Raw genomic sequence first — 16,837 nt, 5'->3', positions numbered from 1 at the left:
GCGGGACGTCGAAGGCGGGTGTCGCGCCAGACTGCACTCGCCGGTCCGCTACTCCCAGTTGTACAGCGCGTTTTGGAACACCTCCTCGACGTCCTCTTTCGTCACGGGTCGCGGATTACACCGGAGGAGTCGCTGTTGGCTCTTGACGGTGCTCTCGGCGAGCGCGCCGGTGTCGTCGACGGTGATCCCCGCCAGCTCGTTGAGCCCGCTCGGGAGCACGTTGAGGTCCTGCTGGAGCCGCACGAACTCCTCGCGGGCCTCGTCGGCGGCCTCGCGGGTGCTCATCCCGGAGGTGTCGGCGCCGAGCATCTCGGCGACCTTCGCGAACCGCGGCGGGTCGCTGGCGACGTTGTAGCCGAGGGTGCTCGCGGGCGTGAGCGCCGCGATCGTCTCCCCGTGGTAGGTGTGATAATTGTTGCCGACGGGATACGCCATCGCGTGCGCGAGGCTCGCGCCCGCGGTGAGCCCGGCGATCGCGCCGAACAGCGCGCCCTTCAGCATCGCGCCGCGGGCCTCGATGTCGTCGCCGTTGTTGACGACGCGGCGCACGTTCGACGAGAGGAGGTCGATCGCCTTCTCGCTGAACATCTCCGTGAAGCCGGTTCGTCCGGCGTACACCGGGCGGTCCGCGGGGTCCTCCGGTCGAAGGAGGTCGTCGTACCGGTGGGTGGTGTACCCCTCGATCGCGTGGCCGAGCGCGTCCATGGCGGTCTTCGCCGTGAGCTCCGGCGGCAGCGTCGTGGTGAGGGTCGGATCGAGCACCGCGGCGTCCGCCCGGACGTGCGTGCTGGAGATCCCCTCCTTGATCCCCTTTTCGGGCACCGAGAGGATCGCCACGGGCGAGATCTCGGAGCCCGTTCCAGCGGTCGTCGGCAACAGGATCAGCGGCGGACCGGACTCGGTGAGGTCCTCGCCCGCACCGGTCGGCGCGGCCACGTAGTCGAGTACGTCGCCGCCGTTGGCGACGATCGCCCGCGTCGCCTTCGCGGTGTCCATGCAGCTGCCGCCGCCGAGTCCCAAGTAGAAGTCGTACCCGTCGTCGCCCATCTCCTCGCGGACGAACGCGATACACTCCTCGACCGCCTCGATGCTGGGCTCGCGTTCGACGCCGTCGTACACGTCGACGTCGAACCCGTCGGGCTCCAGCTCGTCGGCGACGCGGCCGACGTGGCCCAGCGAGGCGAGGTCGGAGTCGGTGACGATCAGCCCGCGACCCTCGCCGGAGAGCCCGATCTGGCCGAGCTGGTAGCCGAGTTCGTCGGCCGCGCCCGCTCCCACGCGGATCGCGGGCATCCGCACCTCCCAGACGGTCTCCGGCGAGAGCTCGTGCGGGTCGGCGGAGACGGAGCGCTCGTAGCTCACATTCCCCACCCCGGCTGGATGGCCTCGAACTGCTCCGGGTCGTGGCCGAACACGACCTCGGCGTCGTGCCGCCGCTCCAGCTCGCGGATGCGATTCATGCTCTCGGCCCACTCCGTCTTCCCCCACACGAGGGGACCGCCGAGGGGCGTCCCCTCCTCGTAGTTCTCGTCCATGTACACCTGATCGCCGGTGAACACCACGGTGCCGTCGGAGTCGAGGTGGATCACCGAGCCGGTGAGCCCGGGCGTGTGCCCGGGGAACCGGACGAACTCCAGGTCGGTGAAGTGCTCCTCTCGGTCGCGGTGAAGGACTCGCCAGTTCAGGTCGTGGTCGAAGTCGTCGAGGACGTACGCGCCGCTCCCCTCGTCCGTCTTCGCGCTGTAGTAGGCGAACTTCAGCTCCTCCTCGTGGACGTAGACCGGGGTGTCCGTGCCCGCGAAGAACTCCAGCCCGCCGGCGTGATCGAGGTGGAGGTGGCTCTGGAACACCGCGTCGATGTCGTCGAGCGAGTAGCCCGCCGCCTCCAGGTCGTCGTCGAGCCGGTGCTCGCTCGCGTCGTGCGGGTAGAAGGCCTGGACGAGCCCCTCCGGCCAGTGACCCTCGGCCGCGTCGTGGTGCGAGCCCGTGTCCCAGAGGATCGTCGCCTCGGGGTGGTCGATGACGAGGTTCCACACCGGGATCTCGTCGTACTCGGCGTCGGGGTTCGGCTCGTCGCGGCTCCCGATCGTGTTCGCCTCCATCATGTAGTTCATGTCGCAGTACAGCCCGCCGCGGTCGATGACGTGGACCTCCGCGTCTACCATACGGTTAGACATCTATCATAAATATTCATAAACATGATCCCGGCGGAGTTCCGGTTCCTCGGCACGCCGATCGACGCGGGATCGCGGCGCCACGGCTCGTCGTTTCCGCCGAATATTGGGTCGAGAACGGTCAGAACGTAGTTCGGGGTTCGGGGTTCGCTACTCCGCCGGCCGCTCGTCGGCGTCGTCCAGCGTGATCTCGGTGACCTCGACGATCCGGCCGTCGTCGAGCAGGGCCTCGATCGCCTCGTCGGGCACGTCCTGATCGAGGTTGTAAACGGTGAGCGCCTCGCCGCCCTGCGTCTCGCGGGCGTTGTACATCCCGGCGATGTTCACGTCGTAGTCGCCGAGCACGGTGCCGATGAGCCCGATGACGCCCGGCTCGTCGGTGTTGCGCGCGACCAGCATGTGACCGTACGGGACCGCGTCGACGCGGAACCCGTCGATCCGGACGATGCGCGGGTCCTCGCCCGCGAACAGCGTCCCCTCGACCGCGATCGAGTCCTCGCCGTTGTGGACGGTGACCCGGACGAGGCTCTGGAAGTCCTCCGTCTGGCGGGTCTTCGACTCGGTCACCTCGATTCCGCGCTCCTCGGCGAGCCGGGGCGCGTTCACCGCGTTCACCTGCCACTCCAGCGGCTCGAAGACGCCCTTCAGCGCGCTCGCGGTGACGAGCTCGACGTCCTCCGCGGCGATGTCGCCCTCGTAGGTCGCCTCGACCTCCGTGATCCGGCCGTCGAGCAGCTGCGCGGCGACCTTGCCGGCGGTCTCCGCCACGGCGATGTACGGCTTGATCCGGGGGAACGCCGTCTCGTCGACGGAGGGCGCGTTGAGCGCCGTGAGGACGGGCTCGTCGGCGAAGGCCGAGAGCACCGCCTCCGCGGTGTCGACGGCGACGTTCTCCTGTGCCGCCTCCGTCGAGGCGCCGAGGTGCGGCGTCACGACGACCTCCTCGACGTCGAGCAGCGGCGAGTCCTCCGAGAGCGGCTCCTCGGCGAAGGAGTCGAGCGCGGCGCCCGCGAGGACGCCGTCGTCGACCGCCTCGGCGAGCGCGTCCTCGTCGACGATGCCGCCGCGGGCGCAGTTGATCAGGTAGCCGCCCTCCAGCTGGGCCAGCTCGTCCTCGCCGATCATCCCCTCGGTCTCGGGGAGCAGCGGGGTGTGGATCGTCGCGAAATCGCCGCGCGCGAGCGCCTCGTGGAGGTCCTCGACGAGCTCGGCGCCGAGCCGGTCGGCGCGCTCCTCGGAGATGTACGGGTCGTAGACGACGAGATCCATCCCGAGCGAGTCGAGGCGCTTGGCGACCTCCTGGCCGACGCGGCCAAGGCCGACGATGGTGAGCGTCTTGTTGTTCACTTCGGTGCCGAGGAACTCGCCTTTCGCCCACTCGCCGTCGACGAGGCGGCCGTGCGCCTGCGGGATCGAGCGCGCGACGGCGAACGTCATCGCGACCGTGTGCTCGGCGGCGGCCCGGACGTTCCCGTCGGGCGCGTTGGCGACGATGACCCCGTGGTCGGTGGCGGCCTCGATGTCGATGTTGTCGACGCCGATGCCGGCGCGCCCGACGATGACGAGGTCGGAGGCGGCCTCGAAGACCGCCTCGTTCACGTCGGTCCCGGAGCGGACGATCAGCGCGTTCGCGTCGCTCACGGCGTCGAGCAGGTCGTCGCCCTCGATCTCGTAGTCCGTCACGACCTCGTGGCCGGCGTCTCGGAGTCGGTCCAACCCCGCGTCCGCGATGGGGTCGGTCACGAGTACCTTCATGGGCGTTTCCACCGGCGGCGGGAGGTTAACCCTTTCCTCATCGCTCCGTTTTGCCGGCCAAACGGATCCGCGTCCGTGGGCATCTACCCCTCCGTTTCGACTGGAGAATACGTATTCATGTATAGACCTCGGTTCGGGTTCGGTTCACATCCCCCAGCTCCGTCGTCGCTCGCTCACGACCGAACCCGAAACCTGCACGATCGCGGGCGCTCGCGAGCGCTCACCGCGACGCGCCGATGCCGCTTTTGGACGCTCCGGTACTGCCTTTTATATCCGCCCGCATGGGCCGACATGGACATCACGATCGCCTTTGCGGGCGTGGCGGCCATCCTCGTGTTGACGGGGATAAGCGCCTTCTTCTCCAGCTCGGAGCTCGCCGTCTTCTCGGTCCCGACCCACCGCGTCGACTCCCTGCTCGCCGCCGACGTGCCCGGCGCGCGGGCGCTGTCGGCGCTCAGAGAGGACTCGCACCGCTTCCTCGTCACTGCCCTGGTGAGCAACAACGTCGCCAACATCGCGGCCGCGTCGGTCGCGACCGCGGTGTTCGTCCGGTTCGGCTTCTCCGGGGGACAGGCCGCGACCGGGTCGACGCTGGTCACCTCGGTGTTCGTCATCGTCTTCGGCGAGATCGCGCCGAAGTCCTACGCGGTGGCGAACGCCGAGAAACACGCCTTGCGGGTGTCCAGACCGGTGGTGGCGATCCAGCGGGTCATCCGCCCGGTGCTGTACGTGTTCGAGGCGCTCTCCGGGATCGTCAACCGGTTCACCGGCGGGGAATCCGCCATCGAGTCGTACCTCACGCGCGAGGAGATCGAGACGCTCGTCCTCTCGGGCGAGGCGGCCGGCGCGCTCGATCCGGACGAGGGCGCGATGATCCGCGGCGTCCTCGACCTGGAGTCGGTCCGCGTGTCGGCGGTGATGGTCCCCCGGACCGACATGGTCGCGCTGCCGGACACCGCCACGCCCGCCGAGGCGGTCTCGACCGCCGCCGCCGAAGGCGTCACGCGCATGCCGGTGTACGGCGAGAACCGGGACGACGTGGTCGGCGTCGTCGACCTGCGCGACGCGGTCGGCGCCGACGAGCGCGGGGAGCCGCTCGCGAGCGCGCTTCGCGAGCCGACCTTCGTCCCGGAGACCCAGCCGGTCGACGAGCTGTTCGCGACGATGCGGGCGAGCGACCTCCGGATGGCGATCGTCGTCGACGAGTTCGGCGCGGTGGTGGGGATCGTAACCTTAGAGGACGTGGTCGAGGAGGTCGTCGGCGAGCTGGTCGGGCGGTGGGAGACCGACCACGTCGACGTGGTCGCGCCCGACGCCGCGGTCGCGCGGGGGTGGACGACCGTCGCCCACCTCAACGAGACGCTCGGGCTGGGCCTCCCGATCGACGGGGGCGCCGAGACCGTCGCGGGGCTGATCACGCAGCACCTCGGGCGGGTCCCGGCCGAGGGCGACCGCGTCGAGATCGGCGACGTGACGCTCTCCGTCACGGGCGCGACCGCGACGAGAGTGACCCGAGTGCGGGTCGAGCACCCGGGGATCGGACCCGGGAGCGACCGCAGCGAATCGGACAGCGTCGAGACAGCCGACGCGAGGGCCGACGAAACCGAATGACCCGGTCACGTCGACGATCTCTCGTAACACAACATACATATTCGTCCGAGGGAATCTGACGGTATACGTTCTCGATCATGATGGCTCGATGGGGGTGTGACCGATGCGGGTTCGCCGCGTGGACGACGGACCGGTCGTCGATGCGCGAGGTCACCGGCACGCACCTGCTGGCGCACCACTCCGAGGCCGTCAGCCGGTCCGACTTCCGGACGACGTGGGACTGTCCGTACTGCGCGACGACGAAGACGGCGTACGACGCGGACGGCGCGGTCGAGGAGTTCAAGGCGCACCTCCACGAGCACGTCGCCGACCGGATCGAGGAGGGGGTCCACGTCGCCGACCGCGTCTCGTGGAACGGGACGGTCCAGGTCGCCGCGCCCGTCGACAGCGCGGACGCCGACGCGCTCCGCGCGCACTTCCACGCGGGCGGCGATCTGGTGATCGCGGTCACCGCGAACCCGGAGCGCACCGTCCGGCTGCTCCACGAGGAGCTGGACGCGTGGCCGCGCCGAACCGTCGTCGTCAGCACGGAGGCGTACCCCTTCGAGGAGGCGCCCGACCTCGACTTCTCCGAGATTCCCATCGAGGTCGTCGAGCTGGACCCGCGGCTCGGACCGGACGAACTCGGGGAGACGGTGTCGCGGATCATCGACGCCAACCGGGTCGCGGGCGACGCGATCTCGCTGGAGGTGAGCGTGTTCCACGAGGTCGTGCGCTCCTTCGACCTCCGGACCGCCTGCGACTTCGTCCGGATGCTCTCGGCCCGGCTGGACGACGACGGCGGCGTCCTGCAGCTGTACGTCGACGCCGACGCGGACCCGAACGTCTCGACGGTGCTGAACTTCCTCGACGACGAGATCGACCTGACGGTCGCGGGCGAGGACGGCCGGTTCGTGCGCCGGGGGTAGCGACCCCGCGACGCCGTGGCGCCGCGGCCTCGACTGTCGGGCGACCGACTACTCGGCGTGCTTCTCCGTGTAGTCTACGGGCCGCCGGACGTAGACGTACTCGATAGACCGGTCCGCGGCCGACGCTGCCGTCCGTCGCTTGAGCCGGCGGAGCACCGACTGCGCGCGCTCCCTCGCGTCCGGATCGGCCTCGGCGTCGCCGGCGAGCCGGCGGACCTCCCGTTCGAGCGCCGGGGCATCGAACCGAGAGAGGTACGCGGCGGCGATGTCGGCGACGTACCGGTCGTCGCTCCCGAGCGCGTCGAGGAGCCGCGAGACGGCGGTTTCGCTCGGTCCCGCGCCGTCGCGCTCGACGAGCTCGCAGCACAGCCACATCGCGTGTCGCCTGGCCGCCGGGGTGACCCGCTCCGGCTTCCCGTCCGACGCGACCTCGGAGAGCAGCCGCGCGACCGCGCCGTCGCCGTCGCTCCGAAACGGTCGGTCGGTCGCGAGCCGGTCGCGCACGTCTCGTCCCCGCACCGCGTCGCCATCCGCGACGAGCCGCGCCAGCGACGCCGCCGCGGCGCGCCGCACCGACGGTGAGGGGTCCCGCATCGCGTCGATCAGGATCGCCGCCGATTCGGGGTGGTCCAAGCCGTGGAGCCGCTCGACGACGGTCTTCCGGAGGCGGTCGCTGCCGTCGTCGGCCGCGGCCGCCAGCAGGTCCGTCGCCTCGGTCGTCCCGATCGACACCAGCGCGTCGACGGCCGCGCGCCGAACGAGCGCGTTGGGCGCGCGCAACAGCGGGCGAACCGAGGCGACCGCCTCGCCGCCGCGGGCGGCGTACGAGCGCACCGCCCGCGCCCGCACCCGGGCGTCGTCGTCGTCGAACGCCGCGCGGAGGCGGTCCGTCGCGTCCGGAGACTTCCCCGCGTCCGGCGACCGCGTCGCGTCCGCGGCGCCGCGCATCTCCGAGGGACCCGCCGCACCCAGCCCGGTCGCGCCGACCATCCGGTAGGCCGCGTGGTCGCTCGTCAGCCACCGAGCGAACACCATCTCGGGGTCGGCGTCGCCGTCTCGACGCCGGACCGCGGCCGCGACGCGCGAGACGAGTTCATCGATGTACCGATCCCCGTGGAAGTACAGCGCGTCGATCGCCTCCGCGCGGACCGTCGCGTCGTCGTCGGTGAGCACGACTCGCAGCAGTCGATCGGCGATCCGGCGCTCGCTGCCCACCATCGAACTCGACGGGTTCCCGAGCGCCTCGACGGCCTCGAGGCGCGTCGCCGCGTCGTTCTCCTCGTCGAGCAGCGCGAACGCTCGCGGGCGCTCGTCGCCGGTCCGGTCCGATCGCGAGTCGTCCTTCATCTGTTGACATGTCAGCCATCGCCGCGATTAAACGTGCCCCCGAGAGAATCATCTGTGAGAATTTCGTCGGGACACCTTCGCGTTCCGGGACTCGTCGTTCTCGCGGGCGTCACGGTCGGGACGGTCGAGGCGATCGACGGTCGGGACGATCGGCGCAATGTTTGGGATCGGCGACACCGACCGCTACAGCCCGAACGACGCGACGGTCTCGTACTCCGGCCCGTCGCTCGTCAGCGCCGATTTCACCAGCCGAACGTCGTCGACCGCGAACCGCCCGATGTCGGGGTCGCGCTCGCGGACGGTCTCGCGTACCAGCTCCTTCCCGCGGGCGTCGTTCATCCGGGCGAGCGTGACGTGCGGGGTGAAGTCGTGCTCCTCTGAATCGACGCCGAGCTGGGTCGTTTCCGCTTCGAGGGCCTCGTGGAGCGCGGTCAGCTCCGCGCTCCCCGCGTCGACGCCGGCCCAGACGACGGAAATGTAGTCGAGGCTCGGGAAGACGCCGAACCCCCGGACGGCACACTCGAAGGGGCCGACGTCGGCCGTCTCGACCGCGCGCTCGCCGGCCGCGATCACGTCGTCGAGGGTGGGTTCGGTGGACGCCTCAGTCTGGTCCTCGCCGATTTCCCCGAGAAACTTCAGCGTCACGTGCGCCTGCTCGGGATCGACGAACCGCAGGCCGTCGGCGCCCTCGAACGCGGCCTGTGCGTCCGCGACGGAATCCGCGAGGTCCGCGGGCAGGTCGGCGGCGAAGAACGCGCGCATGGACGGCCGGGAGTTGGGCGAGATCGGGTATAAGCGTACGGTGAAGGCGGGGTCTGCGGCTCGACGGCGCGGCGATCGGACGACGCCAGTCGGCTCCGGCTCAGAGGCCCCCGTTGAACGCCCAGAAGGCGACGGCGGGCGACAGCGCGAGGAGGGCTCCGAGGGCGACCGTCCCGAGGACGGTTCGCGCGGCGAGTTCGCCCGGGGACGTCTCGTACCGCCACAGCTGGAGGGAAACGAAGATCACGGCGACGAGCGCGCCGCCGAGGTGCAGGAAGGAGGGCCCGAAGACCGCCGGGGTCCCCCCGGGATCGCTCGGTAGACCGATCTGGACGCCCATCCCGACGGCGCCGACCGCGGCGGACGCCAAGACGTACGCGAGACCGGCGGCGGCGTGCCGGAGGGCGGCGGCGGCCGAGAAGGGATGAGGCTCGTCGGACTCCGGCCGCGGGGCCGCGAAGCTCGCGATCCCGGCGTAGGAGAGCGGAAGCGTTCCCAGCGCGACGATCGCCGCGTACGGGAACGCGGAACCGACGGCGAGGATGAGGATCGCGGCGGTGATGGCGTAGGTCCGCGTCGTCGCCTCGCCGAGCACGATCGGGGGCGCGACGAGCACGGCGATCGCCACCGCGAGAAACACGGCCAACGGGACCGAGTGGCGCCTGAGCGACCGGGAGGGAGAGGGCGGAGACATGCCGTGGAGTTCCCGAGTCACCCGTAAGTAGCTTCGGTGGGGGTGAGGCGGTCTCGCACGCGTCGGGAGAGTTCGGTGCCTTACAACCGCTCACGGAGCGTCTCGGCGGTCGCGTCGCCGACCCCCTCGACGTCGGTGAGGTCGTCGGCGGAGGCCTCGCGCACGCTCTCGACCGACCCGAACCGGCGCAGGAGCCGGCGGCGCGTCTGGGGGCCGACACCGGGCACGTCGTCAAGGACCGTCTTGACCTCGTCGCGGACGGTCTGGTGGTAGGAGACGGCGAAGCGGTGCGCCTCGTCGCGGACCCGCTGGAGCAGGTGCAGTTCGGGGGCGTCGTCGTCCCACCGACGGGTCCCGGTGGGGGTCACAACCAGCTCCTCGGCCTTCGCCAGGGCGACGACGGGCACGTCCCAGCCGGTCTCCGCGAGCGCGTCGCGCGCGGCGCCGAGCTGGCCCTCGCCCCCGTCGATCAGGAGGAGGTCCGGGTCGGGGCGGTCGTCTTCGCCGGCGAGCGCGCGCTCGGCGCGCCACCGGACCAGCTCGCGCATGTTCGCGTAGTCGTCGTTGCGGTCGGTGAGCTTCTTCCGGCGGTAGTCGCTCGTCTCCGCGCTCCCGTCGACGAAGCACACGTCGGAGCCGACCACCGCGGTCCCCTGCGCGTGGCTCACGTCGAACCCCTCGATCCGGTCGGGGCGATCGATGCCGAGCCGTTCGCCGAGCGCGCCGACCGGATCCTCGCGGCCGCCGCGCTTGCGGGCGTTCTTCAGGGCGAGCTCGACGAGCTTCGCCTCGCGGCCCGCGCCGGGGACACGGACGGAGACCCCCTCCGCCTCCAGCCAGTCGACCACGTCCGAGTCCGAGGGACGCTCGGCGAGGAGGACCGCGTCCGGGAACTCCCGCTCGGCGTAGTACTGCGCGAGGAACGCCGAGAGGACGGCGGCGGGGGTGTTGGCGTCGGGGTCGGCGGCGTTTTCGCTCGCGTCGCCGCCCTCACCCACCGCCGCCGCGTCCAGCCGGTGCCGGCTGCGGTCGACCAGCTGGCCGCGCTCGCTGTGCAGCCGGGCGACGCGGGCGGTGTCGCCCTCGACCGCGGCCGCGAGCACGTCGACGGTGCGGTCGTCGGTGCGGTCGCTGACGGCCTCGCCGCCCTCGCCGTGGAACGCCTCGACCGCCTCCAGCCGGTCGCGGAGGTTCGCGGCGCGCTCGAACTCCGCGCTCTCGGCGGCGGCCTCCATCCGCCGACGCAGGGGGTCGGCGAGGACGCCAGTCTCGCCCTCGAAGAACCGGCGGGCGGCCGCCACGTCCTCGGCGTAGCCCTCGGGGTCGATCTCGCCGGTGCAGGGGGCCGAGCAGATCCCCATCTCGTAGTCGAGGCAGGGGCGGTCGCGGTTCGCGTACTTGTGGTCGGAGCAGCCGCGGAGGCGGTACTCGTCGCGGATCGCCTTCACCACCGTCTCCACGCGGCCCACGTCCGTGAACGGCCCGTAGGCGACCGCGCCGGCCTCGGGGTCGCGAGTCACCTCGATCCGGGGGACGGGGTGGTCGGAGAAGGCGACCAGCGGGTACGACTTGTCGTCTTTCAGCCGGACGTTGTACCGCGGCCGGAGCCGCTTTATCAGGTTCGCCTCCAGGAGGAGCGCCTGCGTCTCGGTGTCGGTCACCGCGAACTCGATCCGGTCGGCGCGCCCGACCATCCCGCGGATCCGCCCCGAGCGCGGGTCGGCGTACGACCTGACGCGGTCGCGGAGATCGACCGCCTTGCCGACGTACAGCGTCGTCTCCCCGGCCCGGAACTGGTACACGCCGGGCTCGGTCGGGAGGTCCGCGGCCCGCTCGCGCACGGCGTCGGCGTCCATCGAATCTGCGTAGCCGCCGCGCGCGTTTGAACGCTACGGGCGGATATCGGCGCCGCAGGAGGATACCGAGGCCGGGGACGGACATCGAGTCCGTCTCGCCGTCTGACGGGGCGGGAAATTATCAAACGTGAGTAACGGGGGGAACGGTTTATCCGGGTGCTTGGGAGAGTCCCGCGTAGATATGACGGGACTTCGAGGGCTGCTCCGACGGGCGTTCGGTCGGGATCGGGACTCGCGGTCGGTCCCGGACGGCGGCGTCGTCGTGGACGATTCCGACGCCGGGGGGCCGTCGGGCGAGGCGTTCGGGACGGACGCGAGCGAAGGCGAGTCGTACAGCATCGCGGAGGCCGACGGGGCCAACCGGGCCGAGACGCTCGCCGCCGCCGGCTTCGAGCAGGTGTTCAACGCCACCGGCGTCCCGACGTTCATCCTGGACTGCGAGGGGAACGTCGCCGAGTGGAACGAGTCGATCGCGTCGCTCACGGGGAACGATCGCGAGGACGCGATCGGCCACGCGCACGTCTCGGAGCTGTTCTACCCCGACGGGCGACGGGCCGACACCCTCGCCGACAAGGTGCTCGACGCGCCGGAGACCGCCGACGAGAAGTACGGGGTCGAGCGCTGCGGCTCGGCGCAGACCCGCTACCGCGACACCAGCACGATGGTCGACCGCCACGGCGACGAGAAGCACATCGAGTTCACGGCGACCCCGCTCTACGACGGGGACGAGCTCGTCGGCGTCACCGAGGTCGTCATCGACCGGACGGAGAACATCAACCAGCGGGACGCGACGAAGAAGCTGGTCTCCGAGATCCGCGACACGGCCGAGGCGATCGGCGACGGGAACCTCGACGCCCGCGCCGTCTGCCACGAGGAGTGCGAGAGCCTCGACGAGGAGCTGCTGGGCGTCATCGGCGTCGTCAACCAGATGGCGGAGAACCTCCAGGACCTCTCCGAGAGCGTCCACGAGCAGGCCCGCCAGATCGACCAGACGGTCCAGAAGGCCAGCACCGCGGCCGCGGACATCGCCGAGAACGTCGACGAGCAGAACGAGCTGTTAGAGGAGAGCGTCTCCGAGATGCAGTCCTTCTCCGCGGGGATGGAGGAGGTCGCCGCGACGGCCGACCAGGTCGACTCCGCCGCGGTCGCGGCCAGCGAGGCCGCGGACGAGGGGCTCGACGCCAGCGAGGACGCCCGCGAGGCGACCGAGGACGTGGTCGAGATCGGCGACGAGCTCGTCGAGAGCGTCGGCGCGCTCTCGGAGCGCATGGACGACATCGAGGAGGTCATCGAAGTCATCTCCGACGTGGCCGAGCAGACGAACCTGCTCGCGCTGAACGCCAACATCGAGGCGGCCCGCGCCGGGGAGGGCGGGGACGGCTTCGCGGTCGTCGCCGAGGAGGTGAAGAAGCTCGCCGACGAGACCCGCGGCTACACCGAGGAGATCACGGAGAGCCTCGCCGAGCTGCAGGCGCAGTCCGACGAGACGAGCACCGCCGTCGAGCGCTCGCACGACCGCATCGAGGACGCGGGCACCGAGATCGAGACGGTGCTCGACTCGCTCGAGGACATCGCGGACGCGGTCGACGAGGCCGCCGCCGGCGTCGCCGAAGTCGCGCGGACCACCGACGACCAGGCCGCGACCGTCGAGGAGCTCACGTCGTCGCTGGAGGCGGTCCGCGAGCGCTCCGACCGCACCGAGGAGGCGACCGACCGCATCGTCGACGCCACCGACGACCAGGAGCTCGCCGTCGACGAGCTGATCACCCGCGTCGAGCGGCTGGACGCCCGTCAGTAGCGAATCGGCCGGCGCCTCACGCCTCCGCGTTCTCTCTGCCGCCGAACGTTTAACCCCGCCGAGACCCTGCTTCTCGTATGTCCGCCACGCCGCCCGGACCCATCGGCGACCCCCTCGTCGGCAACGGTCGCCAGTACGCCGACGACCCGTTCTCGTTCATGCGCGCCTGCGCCGACAGCTACGGGGACGTCATTCGGTTCGACCTCGGCCCGCGCGAGACGTACCTCCTGACGAACCCCGCCGACATCGAGCGCGTGCTCGTCGCCGACGCCGAGCGGTACCGCAAGCCGCAGTTCGGCGACGGCGCGATGGACCGACTGCTCGGCGACGGCCTCCTGATGAGTGAGGGGGAGACGTGGCAGCGCCAGCGGCGACTCGCGAACCCCTCGTTCCACAGCCGCCGGATCGGCGCGCTTGCGGGGACGATGGTCGATCACACCGAGTCGCAGCTCGCCGACTGGAGCGACGGGGAGGTCGTCGATATTCAGTTGGAGGTCGCTCGCCTCACGGTCAAGATCATCGTCTCGGCGATGTTCGGCGCCGACATCACCGACGAGGAGGTGAAGACGGTCCAGGAGAAGCTGGAGCCGCTCGGCGCCCGGTTCGAGCCGGACCCGCGGCGCTTCCTGATCCCGGACTGGGCCCCGACCCGCGAGAACCGCGAGTTCGCGGCCGCGGTCGACACCCTCGAGTCCGTGATCGACGGCATCGTCGAGCGCCGGCGCGGGACCGAACGCGACCCCGCCGTCGACCCGGCCGGGCCGGAGGGCGTCGCGGTGCGCGGCCCCGCGGGGGACGGCGAGGGCGGGGGCGGGAGCGGGAGCGATGACGGCAGTGGCGACCTCCCGATGGACCTACTCTCGGTCCTGCTGCGCGCCCGCGACCGCGGCGAGCAGACCGACGAGAACCTCCGCGACGAGCTGGTGACGATGTTACTGGCCGGCCACGACACCACCGCGCTCGCGCTCACGTACACCTTCTACCTGCTCTCGAACCACCCCGAGGCCCGGAAGCGCGTGGCGAGCGAGGCCCAAGCGGCAACGGGGGACGGTGCCCCCACCGCCGCCGACGTCCGCGAGATGGAGTTCACGGAGCGCGTGCTCAACGAGTCGATGCGGCTGTACCCGCCCGTTTACACCCTGTTCCGCGAGCCGAAGCTCGACGTGAAACTGGGGGGATACCGGATCCCGGAGGGGTCGGCGCTGATGTGCTCGCAGTGGGTAGTTCACCGCTCGTCGCGCTGGTACGACGACCCGGACTCGTTCGACCCGAGCCGGTGGAAGCCCGAGCGCCGGAGTCAACGTCCGCGGTTCGCCTTCTTCCCGTTCGGCGGCGGCCCGCGCCACTGCATCGGGAAGTCGTTCTCGCTGTTGGAGGCCAAGCTGATCCTCGCGAAAGTCTGCTCGCAGTACGAGTTGGAGTACGAGGGCCCCGACCTCTCGCTGCGCGGCTCGCTGACGATGCATCCCGACCACCCGGTGCCGATGCGGATCCGCGAGCGCTGAGTCGTGGCGAGCGACGGGGCGTCCTACTGCCGTCGCTGCGGCGAGCGCCTCTTCCGGGGCGCCGTCGCGAGTCGGCAGCGCGCCTGCTGTCTCAACGCGACGCCGATCGCCGGTGTCTGCCCGACGCACGGGCCGCTCGGGCCGCATCACGCGGTCGACGATCCGGGAGAGTGCGACGGCGCGGAGAAGGGCGACGGGAAGCGGGACGACATTTGAGAACGACCGCCGACGGCGACGTGGCACTTAAACGGATGGCGGTGGCGCGCGCCTCCGAGTGGCCGCCCTTGGCGGCCACGAGGAGCGCGTGCGAGGGAGTCGGTGGTCCAGAGCGAAGCGAAGGACCACCGACGAGGCTGGGGAGGCGTGAGGTGCGGGGCGGTTGCGGAGGGGCGGGACCCAAAGGGGCAGTCGCGAGGCGGGCGCAGGTGACGCAAGGACCGCAGGGAACGAGCGAAGCGAGTGACCGAGGACCGCAGCGAACGTGCGCCCGCCTCGCGACTGGGGCTTTGGCGGCGTTCGTGTCGATCGACTACTTATAAGTGTCAGCGTACAGCCGAGCGACTGGGGCTTTGGCGGCGTTCGTGTCGATCGACTACTTATAAGTGTCAGCGTACAGCCGAGCGACTGGGGCTTTGGCGGCGTTCGTGTCGATCGACTACTTATAAGTGTCAGCGTACAGCCGAGCGACTGGGGCTTTGGCGGCGTTCGTGTCGATCGACTACTTATAAGTGTCAGCGTACAGCCGAGCGACTGGGGCTTTGGCGGCGTTTACCGCCGATCCGACAACAACCGTTTATAAGCGGGCGGCCGAGGCGCTGAAGCGAACCGCGACCGATCCGAACGCGGCCGCTTACAGCTCGATCGTCGCGGCGACCTCGCGGAACTCGGGGTCGTACAGGTCGAGCGCGTGGACGCGCCACCGGATCGGCTCGAACTCGGCGTCGACCAGCCCCGCGACGACGCCCGGCTCGGGGTTCCCGCCGCGGGCCATGGTAACGTGGGGCGTGTAGTCGTCGCCCTCGATCCCCTCGACCGCGCCGTAGGCGGCGCAGAGCCGGCGGTGAACCCGGATGAGCGGGTCGCTCTCGACGGCCAGATACAACACCGGTCCCGACCCCGACGCGGGCGCGTCGAAGACGTCGATCCCGGTCACGGCGACCGGGAAGGGGTCGGTCCCCGCGAGCAGCGGGTGGAGATCCTGACGCAGGGCGTCGAGCGCGTCGGGTTTGGGCGGCGACGGTCCGGCGGCGGGAGAACCGGGTGACGCGTCCGGTCCGGTCCCGCCGCTTCCGTCGCGGTGGTCGCTCGCGACGCGATCGGGCACGTCCGCGACGCCGAACCGCTTGCAGACGAGCGTGTGGCGATCGCGCACCCGCTCGAACCCTGATAATTTCGACTGGAGGTCCGCCGCGAGCCGATCGACGGCGGGCGCGATCGGGACGTTCAGGCTGAACACGCCTCAGATCCGGTCGGCGAGCCGTAAGGCGATCAGCACGACGATGACGACGACGATCAGCCGCGGGATGGCGTCGACGAGCGCGAACGTCAGATCGAGCACCGTGTCAACGATCTCCAAGAGAAGCCACGCGATCGCGAGCACGAGGATGACCTTCAGGAGGTCGTCGACGTCGACGTCGGCGCGGTTCGCGTCAGTTCGGTCCATACCGAGGGCGACGACCGCGACGGGGAAAAAGCCCACCGGGGACGCGGAACCCTTGCGCGATCAGGTGCTTCAAAACCCCTCCACGCCGAACGGGACCCATGAGTCTCATCGCGTTCGACTTCGACGGCACGCTCTCCGACTCCGAGATGACGGTCCTGCTGGCGGAGCGCGCGGGCGTCGCCGACGAGGTCGCCGAGATCACAGAGCGGGCGATGAACGACGAGCTCAGCTACGCCGAGAGCCTCTACGAGCGCGCGGAGCTGCTCGGCGGGCTCGACGAGGACGAGGTCGCGGGCGCGTTCGACGAGGTGGCGCTCCGGCCGGGCGCCGGCGAGCTGATCGAGCGCCTGCAGGCCGAGGGCCACCACGTCGCCGTGCTCACGGGCGGGTTCGAGCGCGGGGTGGAGCGCGCGCTCGCGAAGCAGGGCGTGGAGGCCGACACGGTCGTCGCCAACCGCCTCCCGATGGCCGGCGGGAAGCTCACGGGCGAGGCCGAGGGGCCGCTCATTGAGGGGACGAAAGACGACGCACTGGAGGCGCTCGCCGACGACCTGGGGATTCCGATGGCCGAGACGGTCGCGGTCGGCGACGGCGCGAACGACCTTCCGATGCTGGAGGTGGCCGGGGTCGCGATCGGGTTCGTCCCCAAGGACGCGGTCCGGCCGGTGTGCGACGCCGTCGTCGCCTCGATGTTCCGGCTCGGGAAGGTGCTGGAGGGGTACGACGTGCTCCCCGCGGAGTAGTCGGCGATCGCCGGGGGGTCC

15 protein-coding genes are annotated in these 16,837 nt (G+C 70.8%); 6 read left to right on the top strand and 9 right to left on the bottom strand.

The features are described from left to right. Positions 1–48: 48 nt before the first annotated feature. From JIN95_RS06295 to serA, 3 genes are all read right to left on the bottom strand, one after another. Complete coding sequence (locus tag JIN95_RS06295) at positions 49–1,362, bottom strand: hydroxyacid-oxoacid transhydrogenase (RefSeq protein ID WP_200530823.1); 1,314 nt, start codon at positions 1,360–1,362, stop codon at positions 49–51. Further along, entirely contained in the window at positions 1,359–2,165 is an 807-nt protein-coding gene (locus JIN95_RS06290; protein ID WP_200530822.1) for an N-acyl homoserine lactonase family protein, read from the bottom strand. Before JIN95_RS06290 ends, JIN95_RS06295 begins: the two co-directional genes overlap by 4 nt. Positions 2,166–2,324: 159 nt before the next feature. After that, the gene (serA, locus tag JIN95_RS06285) at positions 2,325–3,929 is read right to left on the bottom strand and encodes a phosphoglycerate dehydrogenase (RefSeq protein WP_095637010.1); all 1,605 of its coding nucleotides are present in this window, start codon (positions 3,927–3,929) and stop codon (positions 2,325–2,327) included. Between the two features lie 291 nt (positions 3,930–4,220). Between serA and JIN95_RS06280 the strand changes: the two genes are divergently transcribed. Together JIN95_RS06280 and JIN95_RS06275 are read left to right on the top strand one after the other, a co-directional pair. Further along, entirely contained in the window at positions 4,221–5,540 is a 1,320-nt protein-coding gene (locus JIN95_RS06280; RefSeq protein ID WP_200530821.1) for a hemolysin family protein, read from the top strand. A 77-nt stretch (positions 5,541–5,617) separates the two neighbouring features. After that, positions 5,618–6,448 (top strand): hypothetical protein, encoded by an 831-nt coding sequence (locus JIN95_RS06275; protein WP_095637012.1) that lies wholly within the window; start codon positions 5,618–5,620, stop codon positions 6,446–6,448. A 48-nt stretch (positions 6,449–6,496) separates the two neighbouring features. On the opposite strand, the gene JIN95_RS06270 is transcribed toward JIN95_RS06275, so the two are convergent. The 4 genes from JIN95_RS06270 to JIN95_RS06255 all read right to left on the bottom strand — a co-directional run bounded on the left by JIN95_RS06270 (position 6,497) and on the right by JIN95_RS06255 (position 11,107). Beyond that, positions 6,497–7,795, bottom strand: coding sequence for a HEAT repeat domain-containing protein (locus JIN95_RS06270; protein WP_200530820.1), 1,299 nt, complete (start codon positions 7,793–7,795; stop codon positions 6,497–6,499). Positions 7,796–7,978: 183 nt separating this feature from the next. Beyond that, entirely contained in the window at positions 7,979–8,557 is a 579-nt protein-coding gene (gene thpR / locus JIN95_RS06265) for an RNA 2',3'-cyclic phosphodiesterase (RefSeq protein ID WP_095637014.1), read from the bottom strand. A gap of 100 nt (positions 8,558–8,657) precedes the next feature. After that, positions 8,658–9,251: a hypothetical protein gene (locus JIN95_RS06260; RefSeq protein WP_198951539.1), complete on the bottom strand. Its 594-nt coding sequence runs from the start codon at positions 9,249–9,251 to the stop codon at positions 8,658–8,660. An 80-nt stretch (positions 9,252–9,331) separates the two neighbouring features. Beyond that, the gene (locus JIN95_RS06255; protein WP_095637016.1) at positions 9,332–11,107 is read right to left on the bottom strand and encodes an excinuclease ABC subunit C; all 1,776 of its coding nucleotides are present in this window, start codon (positions 11,105–11,107) and stop codon (positions 9,332–9,334) included. Positions 11,108–11,288: 181 nt separating this feature from the next. Here JIN95_RS06255 and JIN95_RS06250 point away from each other — a divergent pair, with 181 nt between their 5' ends. The 3 genes from JIN95_RS06250 (at position 11,289) to JIN95_RS06240 (ending at position 14,626) form a co-directional block, all read left to right on the top strand. Further along, entirely contained in the window at positions 11,289–12,905 is a 1,617-nt protein-coding gene (locus tag JIN95_RS06250; RefSeq protein ID WP_095637017.1) for a methyl-accepting chemotaxis protein, read from the top strand. Positions 12,906–12,982: 77 nt separating this feature from the next. After that, a complete protein-coding gene (locus JIN95_RS06245) occupies positions 12,983–14,410 on the top strand; it encodes a cytochrome P450 (protein ID WP_200530819.1) in 1,428 nt (475 codons plus the stop codon). Between the two features lie 3 nt (positions 14,411–14,413). Continuing rightward, entirely contained in the window at positions 14,414–14,626 is a 213-nt protein-coding gene (locus tag JIN95_RS06240) for a hypothetical protein (RefSeq protein ID WP_095637019.1), read from the top strand. A gap of 634 nt (positions 14,627–15,260) precedes the next feature. Here the strand turns inward: JIN95_RS06240 and JIN95_RS06235 are convergent. Both JIN95_RS06235 and JIN95_RS06230 read right to left on the bottom strand, forming a co-directional pair. Next, entirely contained in the window at positions 15,261–15,866 is a 606-nt protein-coding gene (locus tag JIN95_RS06235) for a 2'-5' RNA ligase family protein (protein WP_200530818.1), read from the bottom strand. 3 nt (positions 15,867–15,869) lie between these two features. Continuing rightward, positions 15,870–16,073 carry a hypothetical protein gene (locus JIN95_RS06230; protein ID WP_200530817.1) on the bottom strand — a complete coding sequence of 68 codons (204 nt, stop codon included), beginning with the start codon at positions 16,071–16,073 and terminating at the stop codon, positions 15,870–15,872. Positions 16,074–16,171: 98 nt separating this feature from the next. On the opposite strand from JIN95_RS06230, the gene serB reads away from it, so the two are divergent. Continuing rightward, on the top strand, positions 16,172–16,816 hold the full coding sequence (gene serB / locus JIN95_RS06225) for a phosphoserine phosphatase SerB (protein ID WP_200530816.1): 645 nt from the start codon (positions 16,172–16,174) through the stop codon (positions 16,814–16,816). The last annotated feature ends 21 nt before the right edge of the window (positions 16,817–16,837 follow it).

This window comes from Halorubrum sp. LN27 (assembly GCF_016635065.1).
Lineage (GTDB): Archaea > Halobacteriota > Halobacteria > Halobacteriales > Haloferacaceae > Halorubrum > Halorubrum salipaludis.
The sequence above is the reverse complement of the archived record's forward strand: the minus strand, read 5'-3'. Positions and strand labels throughout refer to the sequence as shown.